Source organism: Slackia exigua ATCC 700122, from assembly GCF_000162875.1.
GTDB lineage: Bacteria > Actinomycetota > Coriobacteriia > Coriobacteriales > Eggerthellaceae > Slackia > Slackia exigua.
The window spans coordinates 441,261-458,049 of record NZ_GG700631.1 but is presented as its reverse complement, the minus strand read 5'-3'; the positions used below and the strand labels follow the sequence as shown (position 1 = coordinate 458,049).

Genomic DNA, 16,789 nt, shown 5'->3' with positions numbered 1-16,789 from the left:
ATGCGCGTCTGCATGGCCGTCGGCCCTTCGCCGGCTTAAACGGCTTCGCCCTCGACGAGGATCTGCGGCCGTTCGGGCACGGAGATGTAGTTCCTGGTGTTGGCAAGCCCCATGGCCACGGTCGATCCGTTATGCAGGAGCGACGACGTCTGGGGCGTGATGACGCCGGCGATGCCGAGCGCGAGCAGCGCGGAGTTGAACGCCATCGTGCGGACGAACGAGCCGTCCAGCCGCTCGATCAGACCCTGGCTCAGCTTGCGCAGGTTCACGATGCTCTCGAGGTCGGATCCCGTCAGGACGATGTCGGCGACTTCCTTGGCGATGGCCGAGCCCTGGCCCATCGCGATTCCCACATCGGACTTCGAAAGGGCGGGGGAGTCGTTCACGCCGTCGCCCACCATGGCGACCACGTAGCCTTCGGCTTTGAGCTCATCGAGATAGGCGAACTTGTCCTCGGGAAGCATGTTGGCCCTGAATTCGTCGATGCCGGCCTCCGCCGCGATGCGCTCCGCCGTCTTCTCGGCGTCGCCGGTAAGCATGACGATCTTCTTGAAGCCGAGCGTGCGCAGCATATGCAAGGAGGCCTTCACATTGTCCTTCAGCGGATCCTGGAGCCCCAGGACGCCGACGAGCGTGCCGTCGACCGCCAGATAGAGCGGGGAGAGCCCGTGGAAGTCGTCTTCGAGCTTCTTGACGAGCGCGCAGGGAATCTTCACGTGCTCGTCTTCCACGACGAAGTGGCGCGATCCGATGACGACGCGCTTGCCGCCGAGCGATGACGCGATGCCGTGCGCGACGATGTATTCGACCTCGGCGTGGCGCTCGCGATGCTTGATGCCTCGTTCGGCGGCGGCGTTCACGACGGCGCGCGCGACGGGGTGCGGGAAATGCTCTTCCAGGCAGGCGGCCAGACGGAGGATCTCCTCCTCGGGCCATTCCGGGACGATGGGGTCGATCCGCACGAGCTTGGGCGTGGCTTCCGTCAACGTGCCGGTCTTGTCGAAGACGATGGCGTCGGCCTTCGCGAAGGTCTCGAAGTGCTTCGCCCCCTTCGTCATGACGCCCATCTTGGCGGCGTTGCTCATGGCGGTCATGACCGCCACCGACCCGGTCAGCTTGAGCGCGCAGGAATAATCGACCATGAGGGCGGCCGACGTCCTGACGAGGTCGCGCGTGGCGAGTGCGACGATGCCTGCGAGCAGGAAGTTGTACGGCACGATCCGATCCGCCATGCGCTCCATGCGCGACTGCGCCTCGGATTTCAAGGCATCCGATTGCTCCACCATCGTGACGATGCTGCGCAGGCGGGTGTCGCCCGCCTCGGATTTGACGCGCACGAAGATCTCGCCGTCTTCGACGGTTGTGCCCGCGTACACATCGTCTCCGACGCCGCGCGGGATGGCGAGCGGCTCGCCGGTGAGCGTCGCCTGGTTGACGGCGGCCTCGCCGCGTTCGATCACGCCGTCGACGCTGATGGCCATGCCGGTGCGCACGACGATCAGATCGCCCGCCGCAAGATCGACGGTCGGGATGGAGATCTCCTGGTCGTCCTCGATCTTCTGCGCGCGCTCGGGAATGTCGAGCAGGGACGTGATGAGCTCGTTCTCGGACGCTGCGCGCGTGTATTCCTCGAACGTTTCTCCGACGTTGAGCAGCAGCATGGTCTCGCCGGCCGTCGCGGGGTCTTTCTTGACGAACGACATGGCGATCGCCGCGGCGTCGAGCACGGGGACGGTCAGCCGCCCTTTGAGCAGCTCGTCGATGCCGGCTTTCAGGAACGGCAGGAACGCGGCGACCGTGAAGGCCGCGCGGATGGGCGCGGGAAGGAACCAGCGCTTGGCGAAGTACGCGCCGATGAGGTTCGCCAGATTCAGGAAGAGGCGGTATGCGCGCGGGGCCAGCGTGATGGCGTATTCGCTGCGGGCCTTCTCGATGTCTTCGGGGCCGATCGAGCACAGGTGCCCGATGACCGACCCGCGCGCGCCCTCGACAGGCGTGTACTCGACCGTCATCTGCGCTATGCGTCCGTATACCCGCACCTTGGTCACGTACATGCACTGGTGCGCGACGGTGATGAGCGCGTCGATATCGCGTTCGGGGACGCGACCGGCGAGCCCGAGGCGCATATGCCCGGGAAATTCCTTCATGATGCGTATCTGCATGTCGCAGCTCCTTGCGATGCGTGTGCGTGCGGGCGGCGGCCCTCCTGACGAGAATCGGCTAGCCTCGTGCGAGGGCTAGCCGATTCGTGAAACGTCCGCGCGAGGCGCGGTCAGGCCGGGTTATTCGGCCTCGGCCTCGGGCGCGGCGTTGATGAAGTTGGCTTCGGAGACGATGTCGTCGACCTCGGCCTTGGCCTGCTCGACGATGTCTTCGTAGCTCTGCTTGGCGCGCAGTCCGGCAGCGACGCCTTGGACATAGCATTTACGCGCGGGCTCGCTCTTCAGGGCCTTCAGGCCGAGGGTGCCGATGAGGAAACCGCACCCGATGAAGCCCCACTCCTTCTTTCCGAACATATCCGCATCCTTTCTCTTAGGTGTCGTGTCTGCGTGAAGGTCGGACGCAGCCTTTCGAAAGGGTCGCGAACGATCTCTTGGCAGTGTTATATCACACGCGCAGCGGTTAATCGCGGTAAACATGAAGCGTCATCCTTTTCTAACAAATATGCAGGTCAAATGCACGTATGCGGTACACTTGGGTAACTTTTCCTCTAGGGCCGCGGCAGGGTTTCGAACGTGTTTCCAGGTTTGGGCGCGATGCGATTCGTCGCGCGAGTTCAGCCGAAAGGTGCAGATTCAGGTAACTTGCGCCGCGAAATGTTAGACTCGGGTGCGATCGAGTGCGCGTATCGCGCGCCGACGCACGGATGGGCGCGTCGCAGCCGTGCGCATGCGCCCGTCGCGGACCCGTGAAATGCCGTAGTTTTCAGAGGAGTTTCTTCATGAATGCTTCAACTTTGGTCATCGTCGCCGTCATCGTCGTGCTCGCGTTCTTCGCCGGGCGTCGCATGTTCGCCGTGTATTTCGGGAACAAGGGGTGCTGCGGGGGCGGATCCACGAAACCGTACGCGAAGAAGTTCGCGAACGTGACGGTCGAAGACACCGACGAGTCGCACTATCCCTATGCGCTCGAGCTTATGATCGGTGGTATGACCTGCTGCAATTGCACGCGCGCGGTCGAGAACGCCATCAACAGCCTGCCGGACGTCTGGGCCACGGTCGACCTCGAAAGCCGCAAGGCCACGGTTCGCTCGAAGCAGCCTCTCGATCAGGATGCCGTCGAATCCCTGGTCGATGCGGCCGGCTATTACATCATCCGCCTTCCCAAAGAGGCCGCGGAGAACTGAGCGACGCATCGGGCTTGCGGCTGAACGGCCGTCACGCCGCGCACGGACGTTCCTGCGCAGCGTGACGGCCGTCGTCGCGCATGCGCCGGCTTGAGGCTGCGTGCGAAGCGCCTCGTCCGCATCGCCGGCGCCGCGCCGTCCCGTCCGCGCATCCCTATACGGTATAATCCCTCCCGCTGCTTATCCGCAGCGCCGTTCGGCGCGAACCGACGAGGGGGAACGACGTGGCCATTCGCAAGATGACGAAGGCGGAGAAGAGCTGGATCATGTACGACGTGGGCAATTCCGCGTTCGTGCTGCTCTCGACGGCCTTGATCCCGGTCTATTTCAGCTCGATCGCCACAGGAAACATCGTTGTGGCTTGGGGATACGCCGAAACCATCGCATCGCTTGCCATCGCGCTCGTCATGCCCGTCCTCGGCAGCCTCGCCGACATGAAGGGCATGCGCAAGAAGTTCGTCGCCGGCACGGTGGGCACAGGCGCCGTCGCCTGCGTGGCCCTCGGTCTGCCTTCGAGCGCGTTCGTGTTCCTGCTCGTGTACGTGATCGCGTCCATCATGCTCAACTCGTCCATGGTCTTCTACGACGCCCTTCTGGTGGACGCCACCGACGAAGACCGGTTCGACATCATCTCCAGCAACGGCTATGCCTGGGGCTATCTGGGAAGCACCGTGCCCTTCATCGCGTGCCTGGGGCTCGTGCTGGGTGCGGGGTCGATCGGGCTGTCCACGCCGACGGCCATGAAGCTCGCCTTCGCCATCACGGCGCTCTGGTGGATCGCGTTCACGATTCCCCTGATGCGCAACGTGCATCAGTCGCATTTCAAGGAACGCCCCGAGCGTCTTTTCGCGGACTCGTTCAAGGGCCTGCTTGCGACGCTGAAGAACATCTGGGGCGAAACGTCGCTGCGCTACTTCATCCTCGCGTACTTCTTCTATATCGACGGCGTGCATACGATCATCCGCCTGTCCACGAGCTACGGCACCGATCTGGGCATCAGTTCGACCCAGCTCGTGCTCGCGCTTCTGGTCACGCAGTTCGTCGCCTTCCCCTCGGCCATCGTCTACGGACGCATGGGCGCCCGCTTCGGCACCAAGCGCATGCTGCTCGTGGGCATTCTGGGCTACGCATTCATCACGTTCTTCGCGGCGCTCTTCTTGCGCAGCGCCGTCGAGTTCTGGATCCTCGCCATCATGGTCGGCCTGTTCCAAGGCGGCATCCAGGCGCTTTCGCGGTCCGAATTCGGCAAGCTCGTGCCGAAGGAGCACGCCAACGAGTACTTCGGCTTCTTCGACATCTTCGGCAAGTACGCTTCGGTCATGGGAACGTTCCTGGTCAGCACGATCACGGTGCTCACGGGCATGAGCTCGATCGGCGTGTTTTCGCTCGTGCTCCTGTTCGCCGTCGGATTCGTCTTCATGTGGAAGGTTCCGGACTCCGTGCGCGCCGACGGGGCTTCCCAAGGGTAGGGAAGGCGCCACGCGGATGCCGTCCTGAGCGGGCGGAGATTTCGGAAGACGTCTCGCGCGCCGCGGCGCGCCGTATGCAGCGGGTTCGGCGCCGCGCTCCCGCGCCATGCGTCCGCATGCCCGGACGAGCTTCGCCTCGCGGTTTGTGCCCGGAAGGCAACGGAGCGTTGACGAAAGGCGGAGAATCTTCCGGAGCCGCTTGCTTTCATCGCCGTCCCCGCTAGGATGTGCCTCACGAATACACGAGGAGGCGACTCATGAGCGATATGCCCCGGTCCGCTGAGGATGAGATAGAAGAGTTGAAGGCCCGGATCGCGGAAGCGCAATCCCGTATCGATGAGCTGTCGTCTCAGGCGACGGACGCGCCTTCGGCTCCGGCATCCGCGGATGAGCCCGCCCAGGATGCGGCGTTCGCTCCGGCCGCCTCGACGCCGCCCGCAGCTCCCGGAGCCGGTGTCCCGGGCCCTTCGTATCAGCAGGCGCCCGCCCAGCCGTTCTCCGAGGGCATGCCGCAGCCCCCGCAATCCTTTGCGCCGCACGGCCCGTTCGCTGCGGGCGGCGCTTCCGCCCAAGGCCCGTCTTTCCAACGGCCTTCGGACGCGTACGCGTATCGGCAGCCGGAGCCGACGTATCAGGCTGCGGCTCAGCAGCCGGGCCCGGCGCAGCCTTCGGGCGCCCCCTGCGGATACCGGCAGCAGGCCTCTCGATACCAGGCGTCCGGTCCCGCGTCCTATCCGCCCTACGGGTATCGGGATCCCGCGCCCGCGCAGAAGGATCACGTCGTCGCCGGGCTTCTCGCCATCTTCTTCGGCTGGCTCGGCATCCATAAGTTCTATCTGGGCTACCCGATGCCCGGATTCATCATGCTCGGCATCACGCTGCTCGGAGGGACGGTCACCTTCGGCCTTGCCAGCATCGCCATGGGCATCATCGGCGTCATCGAAGGCATTCTGTACCTGACGCGTTCGCAGCTGGAATTCGAGCAGCTCTACGTCTGCGCGAAGAGGGAATGGTTCTAAGCTCCGAACCTATGGTTCTAAGTCTTGCATCCATGGTTCGAAACCCGAACCCGCCGTCGCTTCTCCACGGGCCCGACCTCATCTGTGTGTTATCTGTGAACGTAATGGGGTAGAATTCGAGCCATCCGAAATTACCGGAGAAAGGGCGAACCTGGAAAGGTACGGTGGTTTTCATGGCAGCTCCTGAGACCTTGCATGTCCGCAACATCGTGTTGGTCGGACAGGATGGTGCGGGCAAGACTTCCCTGGCAGAGGCAATGCTTTATATTTCCGGCCAGACTTCGCGCATGGGCACGACCCACGACGGCAAATCCTGCATGGACTACGATCCCGAGGAAATCAAGCGCAAGTTCACGATGAGCACCTCCATCGCCCCTATTCCCTATAACGACTATAAGATCAATCTGCTCGACACGTCGGGCCATCCCGATTTCATCGGCGATACGCTCGCCACGATGGAAGCCGCCGAAATGGCCATGTTCGTCATCGATGCCGTTGCGGGTCCGCAGGTCATGACCACGCGTCTGTGGCACGAAGCCGAATACATGCGCCTGTCGCGCTCCGTCTTCGTCAACCATATCGACCGCGAGAACGCCAGCTTCGACGTCATCATGGCGCAGCTTCATGCGCGCTTCGGCAGCCGTCTGGGCGCCGTCACCATTCCCATCGGCGTCGATCGCGAATTCCGCGGCATCATCGACGTTCTGCGCATGAAGGCGCATTACATCGACGGGGACAAGGATCGCGTCGAGGAGATTCCGCCCGAATACGCCGACGTGGCGCAAGCCGCGCGCGACAAGCTCTGCGATCTGGTGGCCGAAGCCGACGACGAGCTCATGATGAAGTATCTCGACGGCGAGGAGCAGCTGACGCAGGCCGAGCTCGAAAGCCTGTTCGACAAGGCCATCGCCCAGGAGCTCTTCATCCCCGTGTTCGTCGGCTCGACCATCATCCTTCAGGGCATCAAGAGCCTGATGGACGACATCTGCACCTACTTCCCGCATCCGACGGCGCACGGCCCCATCGCGCTGGCCGACGGCGGCGAGATCCGCGTCACCAAGGAAGACCAGCAGCCCGCGGGCTTCGTGTTCAAGACCCTGTCCGATCCGTACGTCGGCCGTCTGAGCTTCGTGAAGATCATCTCGGGCACCTTCGCGCCGGGCGTTGAGCTCATCAACGCGCGCACGCGCAAGAAGGAGCGCATCGGCCACATCGATATCATGGTCGGCAAGGAGACGCGCGACGTGAAAAGCGCGTTCGCCGGCGACATCATCGTCATCCCCAAGCTTACCGAGACCCGCACGGGAGACACCCTTTCTCATACCGGCGACGTCGAAATCGCCCCGCTCCCATTCCCCGAGCCTCTGTATCCGGTGGCGATCGAAGCCGCCGAGAAGAAGGAGGAAGGCAAGCTCGGCACGTTCCTGGCCCGCCTGACCGAGACCGACCCGACCATTCGCGTCGAGCGTCGCGAAGAGACGCATCAGACCGTCATCACGACGATGGGCGAGGCGCAGGTCGAGACCATCCTCAACCGCCTGAAGGAACAGGCCGGCATCGACGTCAGGCTCGTCGACGTGCGCATCCCGTATCGCGAGACCATCCGCAAGGCTGCCGAGGCGCAGGGTCGCCACAAGAAGCAGACCGGCGGCTCCGGCCAGTTCGGCGACTGCTGGCTGCGTCTTGAGCCGAATGCCGGCAAGGGCTATGAATTCGTGGATGCGATCAAGGGCGGCGCCATTCCCGGCAGCTTGGTTCCTGCCGTCGACAAGGGCGTTCAGGAAGCCATGCTCGAAGGGTTCCTCGCGGGATATCCGATGGAGGACATCAAGTGCACCGTGTACGACGGGTCGTATCATCCGGTCGACTCGAACGAGATGGCGTTCAAGACCGCCGCGCGCATCGGCTTCAGGGCCGCATGCGAGAAGGCCGATCCCGTGGTGCTCGAGCCTATGGCCGATATGAGCATCGTGGTCGGAGAGGAATTCGCCGGTCCGGTCATGGGCGATGTGTCCACGCGCCGCGGCCGCATCATAGGCACCGATTCCGATGACTGGGGAAATACCGTCATCATGGTGCGCGTTCCGTATGCCGAGGTCGTCACCTATGCGAAGGACCTACGCAGCCTCTCGCGCGGCACCGGCAGCTATTCCATCGAGATCGAAGGCTACGAGCAGGCGCCGTTCGACGTCCAGAAGAAGCTCGTGGAAGCGTATCAGGCACGCAGGGCTGCGGGGAACTAGGCGCGTTTCCAGCGCGCCTGTGCGGCGCCGTTCTGCATCGGCATCGCCGAATGCGGCGCCTCGTTCGGCGACGCCGTTTCGTGTTCGAAGGGCTCCGGCGCAGGCCGGAGCCCTTTTTCATGCGTCAAGGCGAAGTCGGACTATGCAGAGGGAACGAAATGCGGCGATGGCGATTCTTCGCGTGCAGGAAGGATCGCGATAGATGCGGCTTGGATAGGTGCGGCCTGAAAGCGCCGGTGCCGCATGCGTTCACAGTCTGCCGGACACGCAGGCGATGCGGTCGACCGCATCCACATAGGCCAGATGCAGTTCGGTGCCGTACAGCTCGCTTAAGCGCGCGCTGGTCAAGGTGGTTGCGGCATCGCCGACGGCCAGGGTGCCGTCGGCGTTCAGCAAGGCGACCTTCCCGCCTAAAAGGATGGGCTGATCGGGATTATGCGTGGTCATGACCACGGCGTACCCGCGTTCGGTCAGTTCTTTGCATGTGCGCAAGACGCGGATCTGGTTGCCGAAATCAAGCGCGCTCGTGGGCTCGTCGAAGAGGATCGCTTCAGGATCCTGCACGATCGCGCGCGCCACGGCGACGCGTTGGCGCTCGCCTCCCGAAAGGTGCGACACGGTGCGGTCGGCGAGCTTTTTCAGATCGAGCTCGGCGATGGTGCTCTCCACGCGCTCGTAATCCTCCTCTTTCGGCACGGCGAACATGCCGATGCGCGGTGCGGCGCCCATGACCAGGTATTCACGTACCGTATAGCCATATGTCACGGCGATATGCTGGCGCACGTAGCCGATATGCGCGGCAAGCTCGCGCGCCGAGCAATCGCAGACGGGACGTCTGTTCACGTTCACGTATCCTCCGGTCGGCGTCGCCAAGCCCGCGATGCAGTTCAGCAGCGTCGATTTCCCGGCGCCGTTCGGTCCGAGCAATGTGAGCATCTCGCCCTTCTCGACGGCGAACGATACGTTTCTGAACACGTCGCCGCGACGGTTCGAATAGCGGAACGCGAGGTCTTGGACTTCGATCAAGGGTGCCATGCGCAAGCCTTTCAGACGGATTCGTTAGTCGACATCGCGTTGCTTGATCAGGATATAGCCGAAAATGGGCGCACCGACGAGGCCCGTCAGGATGCCGAGCGGTATTTCGTAGCCCGATATGTTGCGGGCGAACAGATCGACCACCATCATGAACGCGGCGGCGACGAGGATGACCGTGGGGATGAGCCGTTTGTTGTCGGAACCTACGATGCGCCGCGTCACATGCGGAATGATGAGGCCGACCCAGCCGATGGTGCCGGCGATCGAGACCGCGCTTGCCGTGAGCAGCGTCGACGCGACGATGATGACGGCGCGTTCGCGCTTCAGGTCGACGCCCAGCGACCGCGCGTCCTGCTCGCCTAATGAGATGAGGTTCAGACGCCAGCGCATGGCCACGAGCACGACGGCGGCGACGATCATGACGGGGGCGGTGTAGACAAGTACCTTGAAGTCGACTTTCGCGATGGATCCGAGCTGCCAGTACACGATCTCGGCAAGCTGCGTGTCGGGGTCGGCGACGTATTTCATGAGGCCGAGGATCGATGACATGAACCCGCCCACGATGACGCCGGAAAGCACCATCATCACGTTCGATCGGCGGTGCATGAGCTTCGGGATATTCACGGTGACGAATACGGTGATCAAGCCGCCGACGAACGCGAAGATCTGCGTTTGCCAGGTGTTCATGTACAGCAGGATCGACAGGGCGGCGCCGACGCATGCGCCGTACGACACGCCGAGGATGTCGGGCGAAACCAGCGGATTCTGGAATACGCCCTGATACGAAGCGCCCGACAGGGCGAGCGCCGCACCGACGAGGAAGGCGGCGACGACGCGCGGCAGGCGGATGTTCATGATGACGTTGTATTCATTGGGCGTCCAGGTCGCTTCTTGTCCCGTGAACGGCGACGCGAGGATGGCGAGCGTCGTGCCGACATCGATCGAGAAACGGCCGATGCCGAGCGAGGCCACGGCGAGCAGGACGACGACGATCCCGCATGCGACAAGGACGATGCCGAGGGGTATCTGCCGTGCGCCTTCGACGGTCGCGTCTTCGGCGGCGAACCTTCCGGGCCGAGTCTTCCCGGAACGTGCGGTCCGCATGCCTTCGGGCGTCTCGGCGGGTTTTTCGACGTCTGTCATATGCGTCTCCGAATCATCCTTGCAATTCGCACTGCTCGAAAAACGACGGCAGAAGCTTGTGTATATCCTCATAGGAAAATAATATACTTAATCCAGCATGCATAGGGCCTTGCATGCGGGATTCATGGATGGTCGAAGAGGGAGGGAATTCATGGCACGCTACGATGAGATCTCGAGAAGGCAGTTCGTCAAGATCGGGTCGGGAGTCGCCGCGGCAGGCGTGTTCGCCGGCTTGTTCGGTTGCGCGAAAGGGTCCGACTCGGGTTCGGAAGGTTCTTCCGACGGAGCCGCGACTCCTGAGGCCACGACGACGACCATCACCGACCTTAAGGGCGATCAGGTCGAGATTCCGACGAAGATCAACACGATCGTCGATCTGTGGCATGCGCACAACCAGGTGGTTCTCATGCTGGGCGCAGGGGACAAGCTGGTAGGCACGACCGAGAACTTCAAGAAGGGCGCGTGGGTGCAGGTCGTGTATCCGAGGATCAACGACGTGGAAACGCTGGTCACGGGAAGCGGCGCGGGCGAAGTGAATTACGAGGAGGCCCTGAGCCTCCAGCCCGATGTCGTGTTCACGTCCGACGAAGAGGTGACCGCGAACGCTCGCAAGCAGGGTCTCACGACCGTCAACGTCATGTTCCAGGACTACGAGGGCCTGCGCAACGACGTCGCTCTGACGGCGCAGATCCTCGGCAGCGAAGCCCAGGACATCGCCAAAGAGTGGGAGAAGATGCTCGACGAGAACACCGATCTCGTGGCCAAGCGCATGAAGGACGTGGCCGACGCCGACAAGACGAAAGTCCTGCATATCGTCAACGGCAAGGACTACAAGATGGTCGATGGCAGGGGCACCATCGTCGACGAATGGATCAAGCTCGCCGGCGGCGTCAACGCGATCGAGCAGAACGGCAACCGCATCGAAATAACCGAGGAAGAGATCATCGGCGCGAATCCCGATGTCATCATCATCGGATCCGGAACCCCCGATCAGGTCGAGGCCCTGAAGGCCGACAGCGCATGGACGGGCGTGAAGGCCGTGCAGAACGGCGCCGTATACGCCAATCCGTCCGGCGTGTTCCCTTGGGATCGTTATTCCGGAGAGGAAGCGCTGCAGGTTCTGTGGGCCGCCAAGGCTCTGAACCCCGACACGTTCTCCGACATCGACATGGTCAAGGAGGTCAAGAAGTTCTACGATCTGTTCTATGGCTTCGCCATGACCGATGATCAGGCGCAGATGATGCTCGCGGGAGAAAAGCCCGCGTAGCCGCCTGCCGATAAGGCGGGGGAACGCGCACGGGACGATGCTTCCTCCGGCTTCGCGATCCGACGGGCGATGTTTGCAGGACGAGAGCTGATCCGGTCGCGTGATATCGTGCCTGCCCGTTTCGGATCGAAGACCCGCACACGAACGGCGGCCCCGCATCAAGCGGGGCCGCCGTTCGTATCGTATGCATCGGGCATGCAGCTACAGGCATGCCCGATGGGAGCTACCGCGCGTTGGAACCTCGGCCTCGAGGGCCGCCGGCCGATCCGCCGCGCTTGGGACGTCCCGGCCTGCCGCCGTTCGGGCGGCTTCCCATCGAAGGCCTGCCGCTGCGCTTCCAAGCGCCTTGGCTATCGCGGTCCCGGCGGCCGAAGGAGCGGCCTTCGCCTTCGGAGCGGCGGGCGGAACCGAACCCGCGTCCTACCTTGCTTTCGAAGGGCTTGCGGTCGCGCGCATCGCCTCCGCGTTTCGCGTCCCTGCCGAAACCGTTCGAGGGTTTCGAATCCTTGCGGCCGAAGCGATCGTCGGAGCGGTAGCGGTCGTTCTTGCCGCGATCGCTCGATGCGCCCTTGCCGAAGCCTTTGCGCCCGTCATGCTTTTTGAAGGAGGGACGCTCGTCGTCGAACCTGCTCGAATCGCCGAATCGTTCCCCCTTGGGCGCCTTGGGCCTTTTCGGTTTGGAAAATGCCGCGTAATCGTAGGTATGATCGCCCTTGGGGCGGGGCGAACGTCCGCCGCCGAAGGAGTCGGCCGCCGCGTTCAGGGCCGCGCGATCACGGTCGGATGCGCCTGCGCGTTTCTTTTTCTTGCCGTCTTTCCCGAACCCTTTGCCGTGGTGCTTCTTGTCGCCGTTCTTGCGAGAGCGCTTCTCATCGCGCCCTTCGGCGAATGCCGCATTCGACTTCTTGTTGAACTTGGCGTCGAAATCCGCGTCGAAGCGCTCGTCGCGATGCACGTCCACGTGCTCGAATCCTTCGGAACGACCATCCGCCTTCGATGCTTTGCGGCGGTCCTTCTTCGCCTTCTTGCCGCGGGCGTCGTCGTCGCGCTTTCCGCGCTTGCCGTTGCGACCCCTCTTGCGGTCCTTGTCGCGACCGCGGTCGTCCTTGCCGCGTTTCTTGCCGCGTCCGCCGCGCGCGCCCTTTCCATCGTCCACGACGCCGGCGAGCGCATGGTCTTCGCCGACAGGCTCCATCGCGTCGTCGCTCACGGCGAAATCGAGGACCTCGATGGTCTGATCGATGAATTTCTGGATGCTCTTCAGCAGATTGCGGGTATCGGGCGTGACGAAGGACACGGCGTATCCGCGCGCGCCGGCGCGGCCCGTGCGCCCGATGCGATGGACGTAGTCCTCGGGCATCATGGGCAGGTCGTAGTTGATGACGTAGTCGACTTCGGGCACGTCGATGCCGCGCGAAAGCACGTCGGTGGCGACGAGCACGTGCGTCTTGCCCTCGCGGAAGTTGTCGAGGGCGCGGGCCCGCTGGGCCTGGGAACGGTCCGCATGGATGGCCTCGGTGGCGATGCCGATCTTGCGCAGGCGTTTCGTGCAGTTGTCGGCGCCGCCCTTCGTGCGCGTGAACACGATGACGCGGAATCCGCCGCGTTCCCGGACGAACGAGTTGAGCAGGGCGGGCTTCAAACGGCGATCGGTCTTGATGACGTACTGGTCGATCAGGTCGGCCACATCGCCGCGATGGGCGATCTCGATGATCTCGGGATCCTTGAGCAGCGAGAACATAACCTTGTCCTGTGAGCGGTCGATGGTGGCCGAGAACAGCAGCGTCTGGCGTTCGGCGGGGATGGCATCGACGATTTCGCTGACCTGAGGCCAAAAGCCCATGTCGAGCATGCGGTCGGCCTCGTCGAGGACGAGCTTCTCAACGTTGCCGAGGTCCGCCGCGCCCTGACGCATGAGGTCGAGCAGGCGCCCCGGCGTCGCGATGATGATGTCGGCGCCGGCCCTGAGCTTCTTGATCTGGGGGCCGTATCCGACGCCGCCGAGCAGCACGACGGTGCTGTGGTTCGTGCGGCGGGCGATGGGCGCGCAGGTATCGGCGATCTGCTGCGCAAGCTCGCGCGTCGGCGTCACGATGACCATGAGCGGACCTTCGTCGTCGGCTCGATACCTCAGCTGGTCCAGGGTGGGAAGGGAAAATGCGGCCGTCTTGCCGGTGCCGGTCTTGGCGGCTGCGATGAGGTCGCGCCCTTCGAGCACGACGGGGATGGCCTTCTCCTGAACCGGGGTCGGCTCGGAATACCCGAGGTCGACGACGGCAGAGAGAGCCTTCTCGGAAAGTCCGAGGTCATTGAAAGTAGCTATGATGTTCTCCTTGTAGCGAGTGCGTTCGGGTTGATTCCGCCCGATTGGATAGGGAGCGTGGGGCATCCCGTGAGACAGCACATTATGCCTGTCGCAGGCCGTGTGCGGGGCGCGTACACGCTATAAACATGAAATACCAGATAGGATGTATGAACCTACGCATCGTCCCACGGCGTTCCGCTCTCGGCCTTCCGGTAGGCCGCTTCCGCCTCGCGCTCCTTTTCGCGCAGGGCTTCCTGGAATCCCTTGAGGGGATTGAAGGGCATGAATATCTTCGCGCGCCGGGCCCTGCTCATGCGGGGGCGCGATGCGGCTCTTCGTTTCGGATCATGCACCGCTCCTATGGCCTCCTATCTGTCCGTTTCGTTCGCGTTGCGTGGCGCATTCCAGCAGATCTATGCCTTTGAACAGGGAATTCTTCCCGTATTTCCGCTGGATGCCGACGACGGCTTCCTGACGTCGCCGCTCTTCTTGGACGCTGGCCGCGCGGAAGAGGCCGGGCTGCGTCCGGTCTTCGTCGGCTATGCCGTTGAACGTGATCATGAGGTAGCGGATCGAGCGCCTTGGGTCCACGCGATGGCCGAAGACGTCCATGGCGGCGTCTATCAAAACCCGTCGCGAATTCGTAGGGCAGGAAAGCCTCGACGTTCCTCCGTCGTCGAGCATGAGGCCCCGCTCGTTTCTGTCGTACCGCACGCCGAGCGTCAGGGAATCCGCCGTAAGCCCCTGCGCCACCATGTCCGTCGCGCTCGCGTCGCACATCTCCTTGATGACGGTCCGGGCATCCTCGTATGCATAGGGGCGGCTGAGGACCTGGGCGTTCGTGAGCGATTTCGAATGCGGCCGATAGGCCTTGATGTCGTCCATCGTGACCGGCTCGATGCCCCAGGCATGGTCGATGAGGATTTCCGCATCCACGCCGAAGATGTTGTAGAGCCTGTCCCGATCGGGGTAGAGCGCGAGCTGGCCCATAGTGTCTATCCCCAGGTCGTGCAGGCGTCGCGCGGTTCCGGCGCCCACGCGCCAGAAGTCGGTGATGGGGGTGTGGTTCCAGAGCGTCGCGCGATAGCGCCCTTCGTCGAGGACGCCGAAGAAATTGGGGCTGCGCTTCGCCGATATGTCGAGCGCGACCTTGGCGAGGAAGAGGTTGGGGCCGACGCCGCAGGTAGCCGGGATGCCTGTCTGCGCCACGATGTCTTCGCGGATGCGTTCTCCCAGCTCGATCGCATCGGTATGGTAATAGGGGAGATAGCTCGTCACGTCCATGAACGATTCGTCGATCGAGTAGACGTGGATATCCTCTTTCGCGATGTAGCGCAGCAGGATGGCGTAGATGTTCGCGGAGTACTCGATGTAGAGCGCCATGCGCGGAGGCGCCATGAGGTAGTCGAAGGCTTCGGGAATCTCGAACACGCGGCAACGGTTGCGCACGCCTTTCGCCTTGAGGGAGGGCGAGACGGCCAGGCATATGGTCTTGTCCGTGCGTTCGGGGTCGGCGACCACCAGATCGGTCGTCATGGGATCGAGACCGCGTTCGACGCATTCCACCGAGGCGTAGAACGATTTCAAGTCTATGCAGAGATACGAGCGCCCTTCGTCATGCGCGCCGCCTTCCCGGGCACCGTCCATTCCCGCCCCCTTATACGTACAAATGTTCTATATGCATGATACCATGCTCCAGGAGGGAGAGAGGGGAAAAGAGGGAGCGCGGCATCACCGGGCGCATCGCCTGCATCGTGCGCGAATCGGGCATCGCGAAATCCGCCCGTCCCGTCCGCCGCGGCCCTCGGTGAAACGAGGACCGCATGCGACGAAGGGCCGCGCGGTCGCACAGCCCTTCGTCCGTGCTCAGGAATCCCCGGTGGTCGCCGGACGCGCCTGAGCATGCGCGCCCGCGGGTGGAGCATCGGCGGCTACTCGTCGACCAGATTCGGGTTGAAGCGCAGGCTCAGGCAGGAAAGGCCCCCGTCTATCTTGCGGTACTCGGAGGTGTCCACCACGATCGTCGTATAGCCGAGGTCCCGGACCGCCTTGAGCACGGTCGGATAGCCCTCGGGTACGATGACGGTGCCGTTCATCCAGATGCAGTTCGCGCCGTAGGCTTCCTCTTCGGGCACGACGATGCGGTTGTATTGGGCGAATTCAGGCTTGTCGATGAATTCGCCGGAAACCAGCATGTTGTTGTCTTCAAGGTAGTTGACGCCGGTCTTCAGATGCAGCACGAGCTCCAGCGGCACCTCGACGCACGCAAGGCCCCAGCCTTCGAGGATCTCGGCGAATTGACGGATGCCCTCTTCGTTGGTACGGGCGGAGCGGCCCACATAGAACGTGTCGCCGACCATCATGACGTCGCCGCCTTCGAGCGTGCCGGGCGACACGATGCGCTTGATATGGTCGTCGTCGAAGAACTGGCGGATGGTGGGTTCCATCTCCTTGGCTTCGCCGTTGCGGCTGCCGGCGCCCGGATTGTCGATGATCGCGCCCTTGCGGGTGATGACCGCGGTGTCTTCGACGAAGCAGGAATCGGGATATTCCTCCATCGCGGGAAGGACGGTGACTTCGACGCCGCACTGCTTCAGGGCTTCGATGTAGACGTCGTGCTGGACGAGCGCCTTTTCATAGATGGGTTGGCCGAGCTCGGGCGCGCTGGTGATGCCGTCGCACAGCGATGCGCCGGGACGGCGAACGATGACGTTGGTGAAGTTCATGTCCTATCCTCTCTCAATGGGTGCGCTTGCAGCCTTCGGCACGTCTTCGCAAGCGCTTTGCACGCCCATGATTGTATACCCTCTAGATGAATAAAATACGGAATAATTCACGTAATTTTGCATAAAAAGACCGTTAAACCCAGGTTAAACCCGAATAAATATGCATGATGGCATACGAAAACCGCCATGGGCCGCGGGTTATGGCACCGCGTCGGCGCCATGGATGCGACGAAGCC

The 16,789-nt window shown here is 63.0% G+C and carries 12 protein-coding genes; 5 read left to right on the top strand and 7 right to left on the bottom strand.

What is annotated here, in order from left to right; translation table 11 throughout:
• Positions 1 to 35: 35 nt before the first annotated feature.
• Both HMPREF0762_RS08055 and HMPREF0762_RS08050 read right to left on the bottom strand, forming a co-directional pair.
• Positions 36 to 2,162 carry a heavy metal translocating P-type ATPase gene (locus HMPREF0762_RS08055; RefSeq protein ID WP_006363157.1) on the bottom strand — a complete coding sequence of 709 codons (2,127 nt, stop codon included), beginning with the start codon at positions 2,160 to 2,162 and terminating at the stop codon, positions 36 to 38.
• A 120-nt stretch (positions 2,163 to 2,282) separates the two neighbouring features.
• Positions 2,283 to 2,516, bottom strand: coding sequence for a DUF6110 family protein (locus HMPREF0762_RS08050; protein WP_006363156.1), 234 nt, complete (start codon positions 2,514 to 2,516; stop codon positions 2,283 to 2,285).
• A gap of 425 nt (positions 2,517 to 2,941) precedes the next feature.
• On the opposite strand from HMPREF0762_RS08050, the gene HMPREF0762_RS08045 reads away from it, so the two are divergent.
• The 4 genes from HMPREF0762_RS08045 (at position 2,942) to fusA (ending at position 8,077) form a co-directional block, all read left to right on the top strand.
• Positions 2,942 to 3,346: a heavy-metal-associated domain-containing protein gene (locus HMPREF0762_RS08045; RefSeq protein WP_006363155.1), complete on the top strand. Its 405-nt coding sequence runs from the start codon at positions 2,942 to 2,944 to the stop codon at positions 3,344 to 3,346.
• Between the two features lie 224 nt (positions 3,347 to 3,570).
• Positions 3,571 to 4,815: an MFS transporter gene (locus HMPREF0762_RS08040; protein ID WP_040619468.1), complete on the top strand. Its 1,245-nt coding sequence runs from the start codon at positions 3,571 to 3,573 to the stop codon at positions 4,813 to 4,815.
• A 257-nt stretch (positions 4,816 to 5,072) separates the two neighbouring features.
• Positions 5,073 to 5,834: a TM2 domain-containing protein gene (locus tag HMPREF0762_RS08035; protein ID WP_006363152.1), complete on the top strand. Its 762-nt coding sequence runs from the start codon at positions 5,073 to 5,075 to the stop codon at positions 5,832 to 5,834.
• Between the two features lie 173 nt (positions 5,835 to 6,007).
• Positions 6,008 to 8,077, top strand: a complete 2,070-nt coding sequence (gene fusA / locus HMPREF0762_RS08030; protein WP_006363151.1) for an elongation factor G — start codon at positions 6,008 to 6,010, stop codon at positions 8,075 to 8,077.
• A gap of 249 nt (positions 8,078 to 8,326) precedes the next feature.
• On the opposite strand, the gene HMPREF0762_RS08025 is transcribed toward fusA, so the two are convergent.
• Together HMPREF0762_RS08025 and HMPREF0762_RS08020 are read right to left on the bottom strand one after the other, a co-directional pair.
• Positions 8,327 to 9,112 (bottom strand): ABC transporter ATP-binding protein, encoded by a 786-nt coding sequence (locus HMPREF0762_RS08025; protein WP_006363149.1) that lies wholly within the window; start codon positions 9,110 to 9,112, stop codon positions 8,327 to 8,329.
• Positions 9,113 to 9,136: 24 nt separating this feature from the next.
• Positions 9,137 to 10,255, bottom strand: a complete 1,119-nt coding sequence (locus HMPREF0762_RS08020) for a FecCD family ABC transporter permease (RefSeq protein WP_006363148.1) — start codon at positions 10,253 to 10,255, stop codon at positions 9,137 to 9,139.
• A 151-nt stretch (positions 10,256 to 10,406) separates the two neighbouring features.
• Here HMPREF0762_RS08020 and HMPREF0762_RS08015 point away from each other — a divergent pair, with 151 nt between their 5' ends.
• On the top strand, positions 10,407 to 11,522 hold the full coding sequence (locus HMPREF0762_RS08015) for an ABC transporter substrate-binding protein (RefSeq protein ID WP_050759705.1): 1,116 nt from the start codon (positions 10,407 to 10,409) through the stop codon (positions 11,520 to 11,522).
• A gap of 223 nt (positions 11,523 to 11,745) precedes the next feature.
• On the opposite strand, the gene HMPREF0762_RS08010 is transcribed toward HMPREF0762_RS08015, so the two are convergent.
• The 3 genes from HMPREF0762_RS08010 to HMPREF0762_RS08000 all read right to left on the bottom strand — a co-directional run bounded on the left by HMPREF0762_RS08010 (position 11,746) and on the right by HMPREF0762_RS08000 (position 16,553).
• The gene (locus HMPREF0762_RS08010) at positions 11,746 to 13,911 is read right to left on the bottom strand and encodes a DEAD/DEAH box helicase (RefSeq protein WP_006363146.1); all 2,166 of its coding nucleotides are present in this window, start codon (positions 13,909 to 13,911) and stop codon (positions 11,746 to 11,748) included.
• Positions 13,912 to 14,172: 261 nt separating this feature from the next.
• On the bottom strand, positions 14,173 to 15,474 hold the full coding sequence (locus HMPREF0762_RS08005; protein ID WP_006363144.1) for a Y-family DNA polymerase: 1,302 nt from the start codon (positions 15,472 to 15,474) through the stop codon (positions 14,173 to 14,175).
• A gap of 284 nt (positions 15,475 to 15,758) precedes the next feature.
• Entirely contained in the window at positions 15,759 to 16,553 is a 795-nt protein-coding gene (locus tag HMPREF0762_RS08000; RefSeq protein WP_006363142.1) for a dimethylarginine dimethylaminohydrolase family protein, read from the bottom strand.
• Positions 16,554 to 16,789 lie beyond the last annotated feature (236 nt).

What these genes read in the sequence shown, in the direction of transcription:
- HMPREF0762_RS08045 (WP_006363155.1), top strand. Translation starts at nt 2,942, where the DNA reads ATGAATGCTTCAACTTTGGTCATCGTCGCCGTCATCGTCGTGCTCGCG.
- HMPREF0762_RS08025 (WP_006363149.1), bottom strand. Translation starts at nt 9,112, where the DNA reads ATGGCACCCTTGATCGAAGTCCAAGACCTCGCGTTCCGCTATTCGAAC.
- HMPREF0762_RS08020 (WP_006363148.1), bottom strand. Translation starts at nt 10,255, where the DNA reads ATGACAGACGTCGAAAAACCCGCCGAGACGCCCGAAGGCATGCGGACC.
- HMPREF0762_RS08010 (WP_006363146.1), bottom strand. Translation starts at nt 13,911, where the DNA reads ATGCCCCACGCTCCCTATCCAATCGGGCGGAATCAACCCGAACGCACT.
- HMPREF0762_RS08015 (WP_050759705.1), top strand. Translation starts at nt 10,407, where the DNA reads ATGGCACGCTACGATGAGATCTCGAGAAGGCAGTTCGTCAAGATCGGG.
- HMPREF0762_RS08050 (WP_006363156.1), bottom strand. Translation starts at nt 2,516, where the DNA reads ATGTTCGGAAAGAAGGAGTGGGGCTTCATCGGGTGCGGTTTCCTCATC.
- HMPREF0762_RS08055 (WP_006363157.1), bottom strand. Translation starts at nt 2,162, where the DNA reads ATGCAGATACGCATCATGAAGGAATTTCCCGGGCATATGCGCCTCGGG.
- HMPREF0762_RS08005 (WP_006363144.1), bottom strand. Translation starts at nt 15,474, where the DNA reads ATGGACGGTGCCCGGGAAGGCGGCGCGCATGACGAAGGGCGCTCGTAT.
- HMPREF0762_RS08035 (WP_006363152.1), top strand. Translation starts at nt 5,073, where the DNA reads ATGAGCGATATGCCCCGGTCCGCTGAGGATGAGATAGAAGAGTTGAAG.
- HMPREF0762_RS08000 (WP_006363142.1), bottom strand. Translation starts at nt 16,553, where the DNA reads ATGAACTTCACCAACGTCATCGTTCGCCGTCCCGGCGCATCGCTGTGC.
- fusA (WP_006363151.1), top strand. Translation starts at nt 6,008, where the DNA reads ATGGCAGCTCCTGAGACCTTGCATGTCCGCAACATCGTGTTGGTCGGA.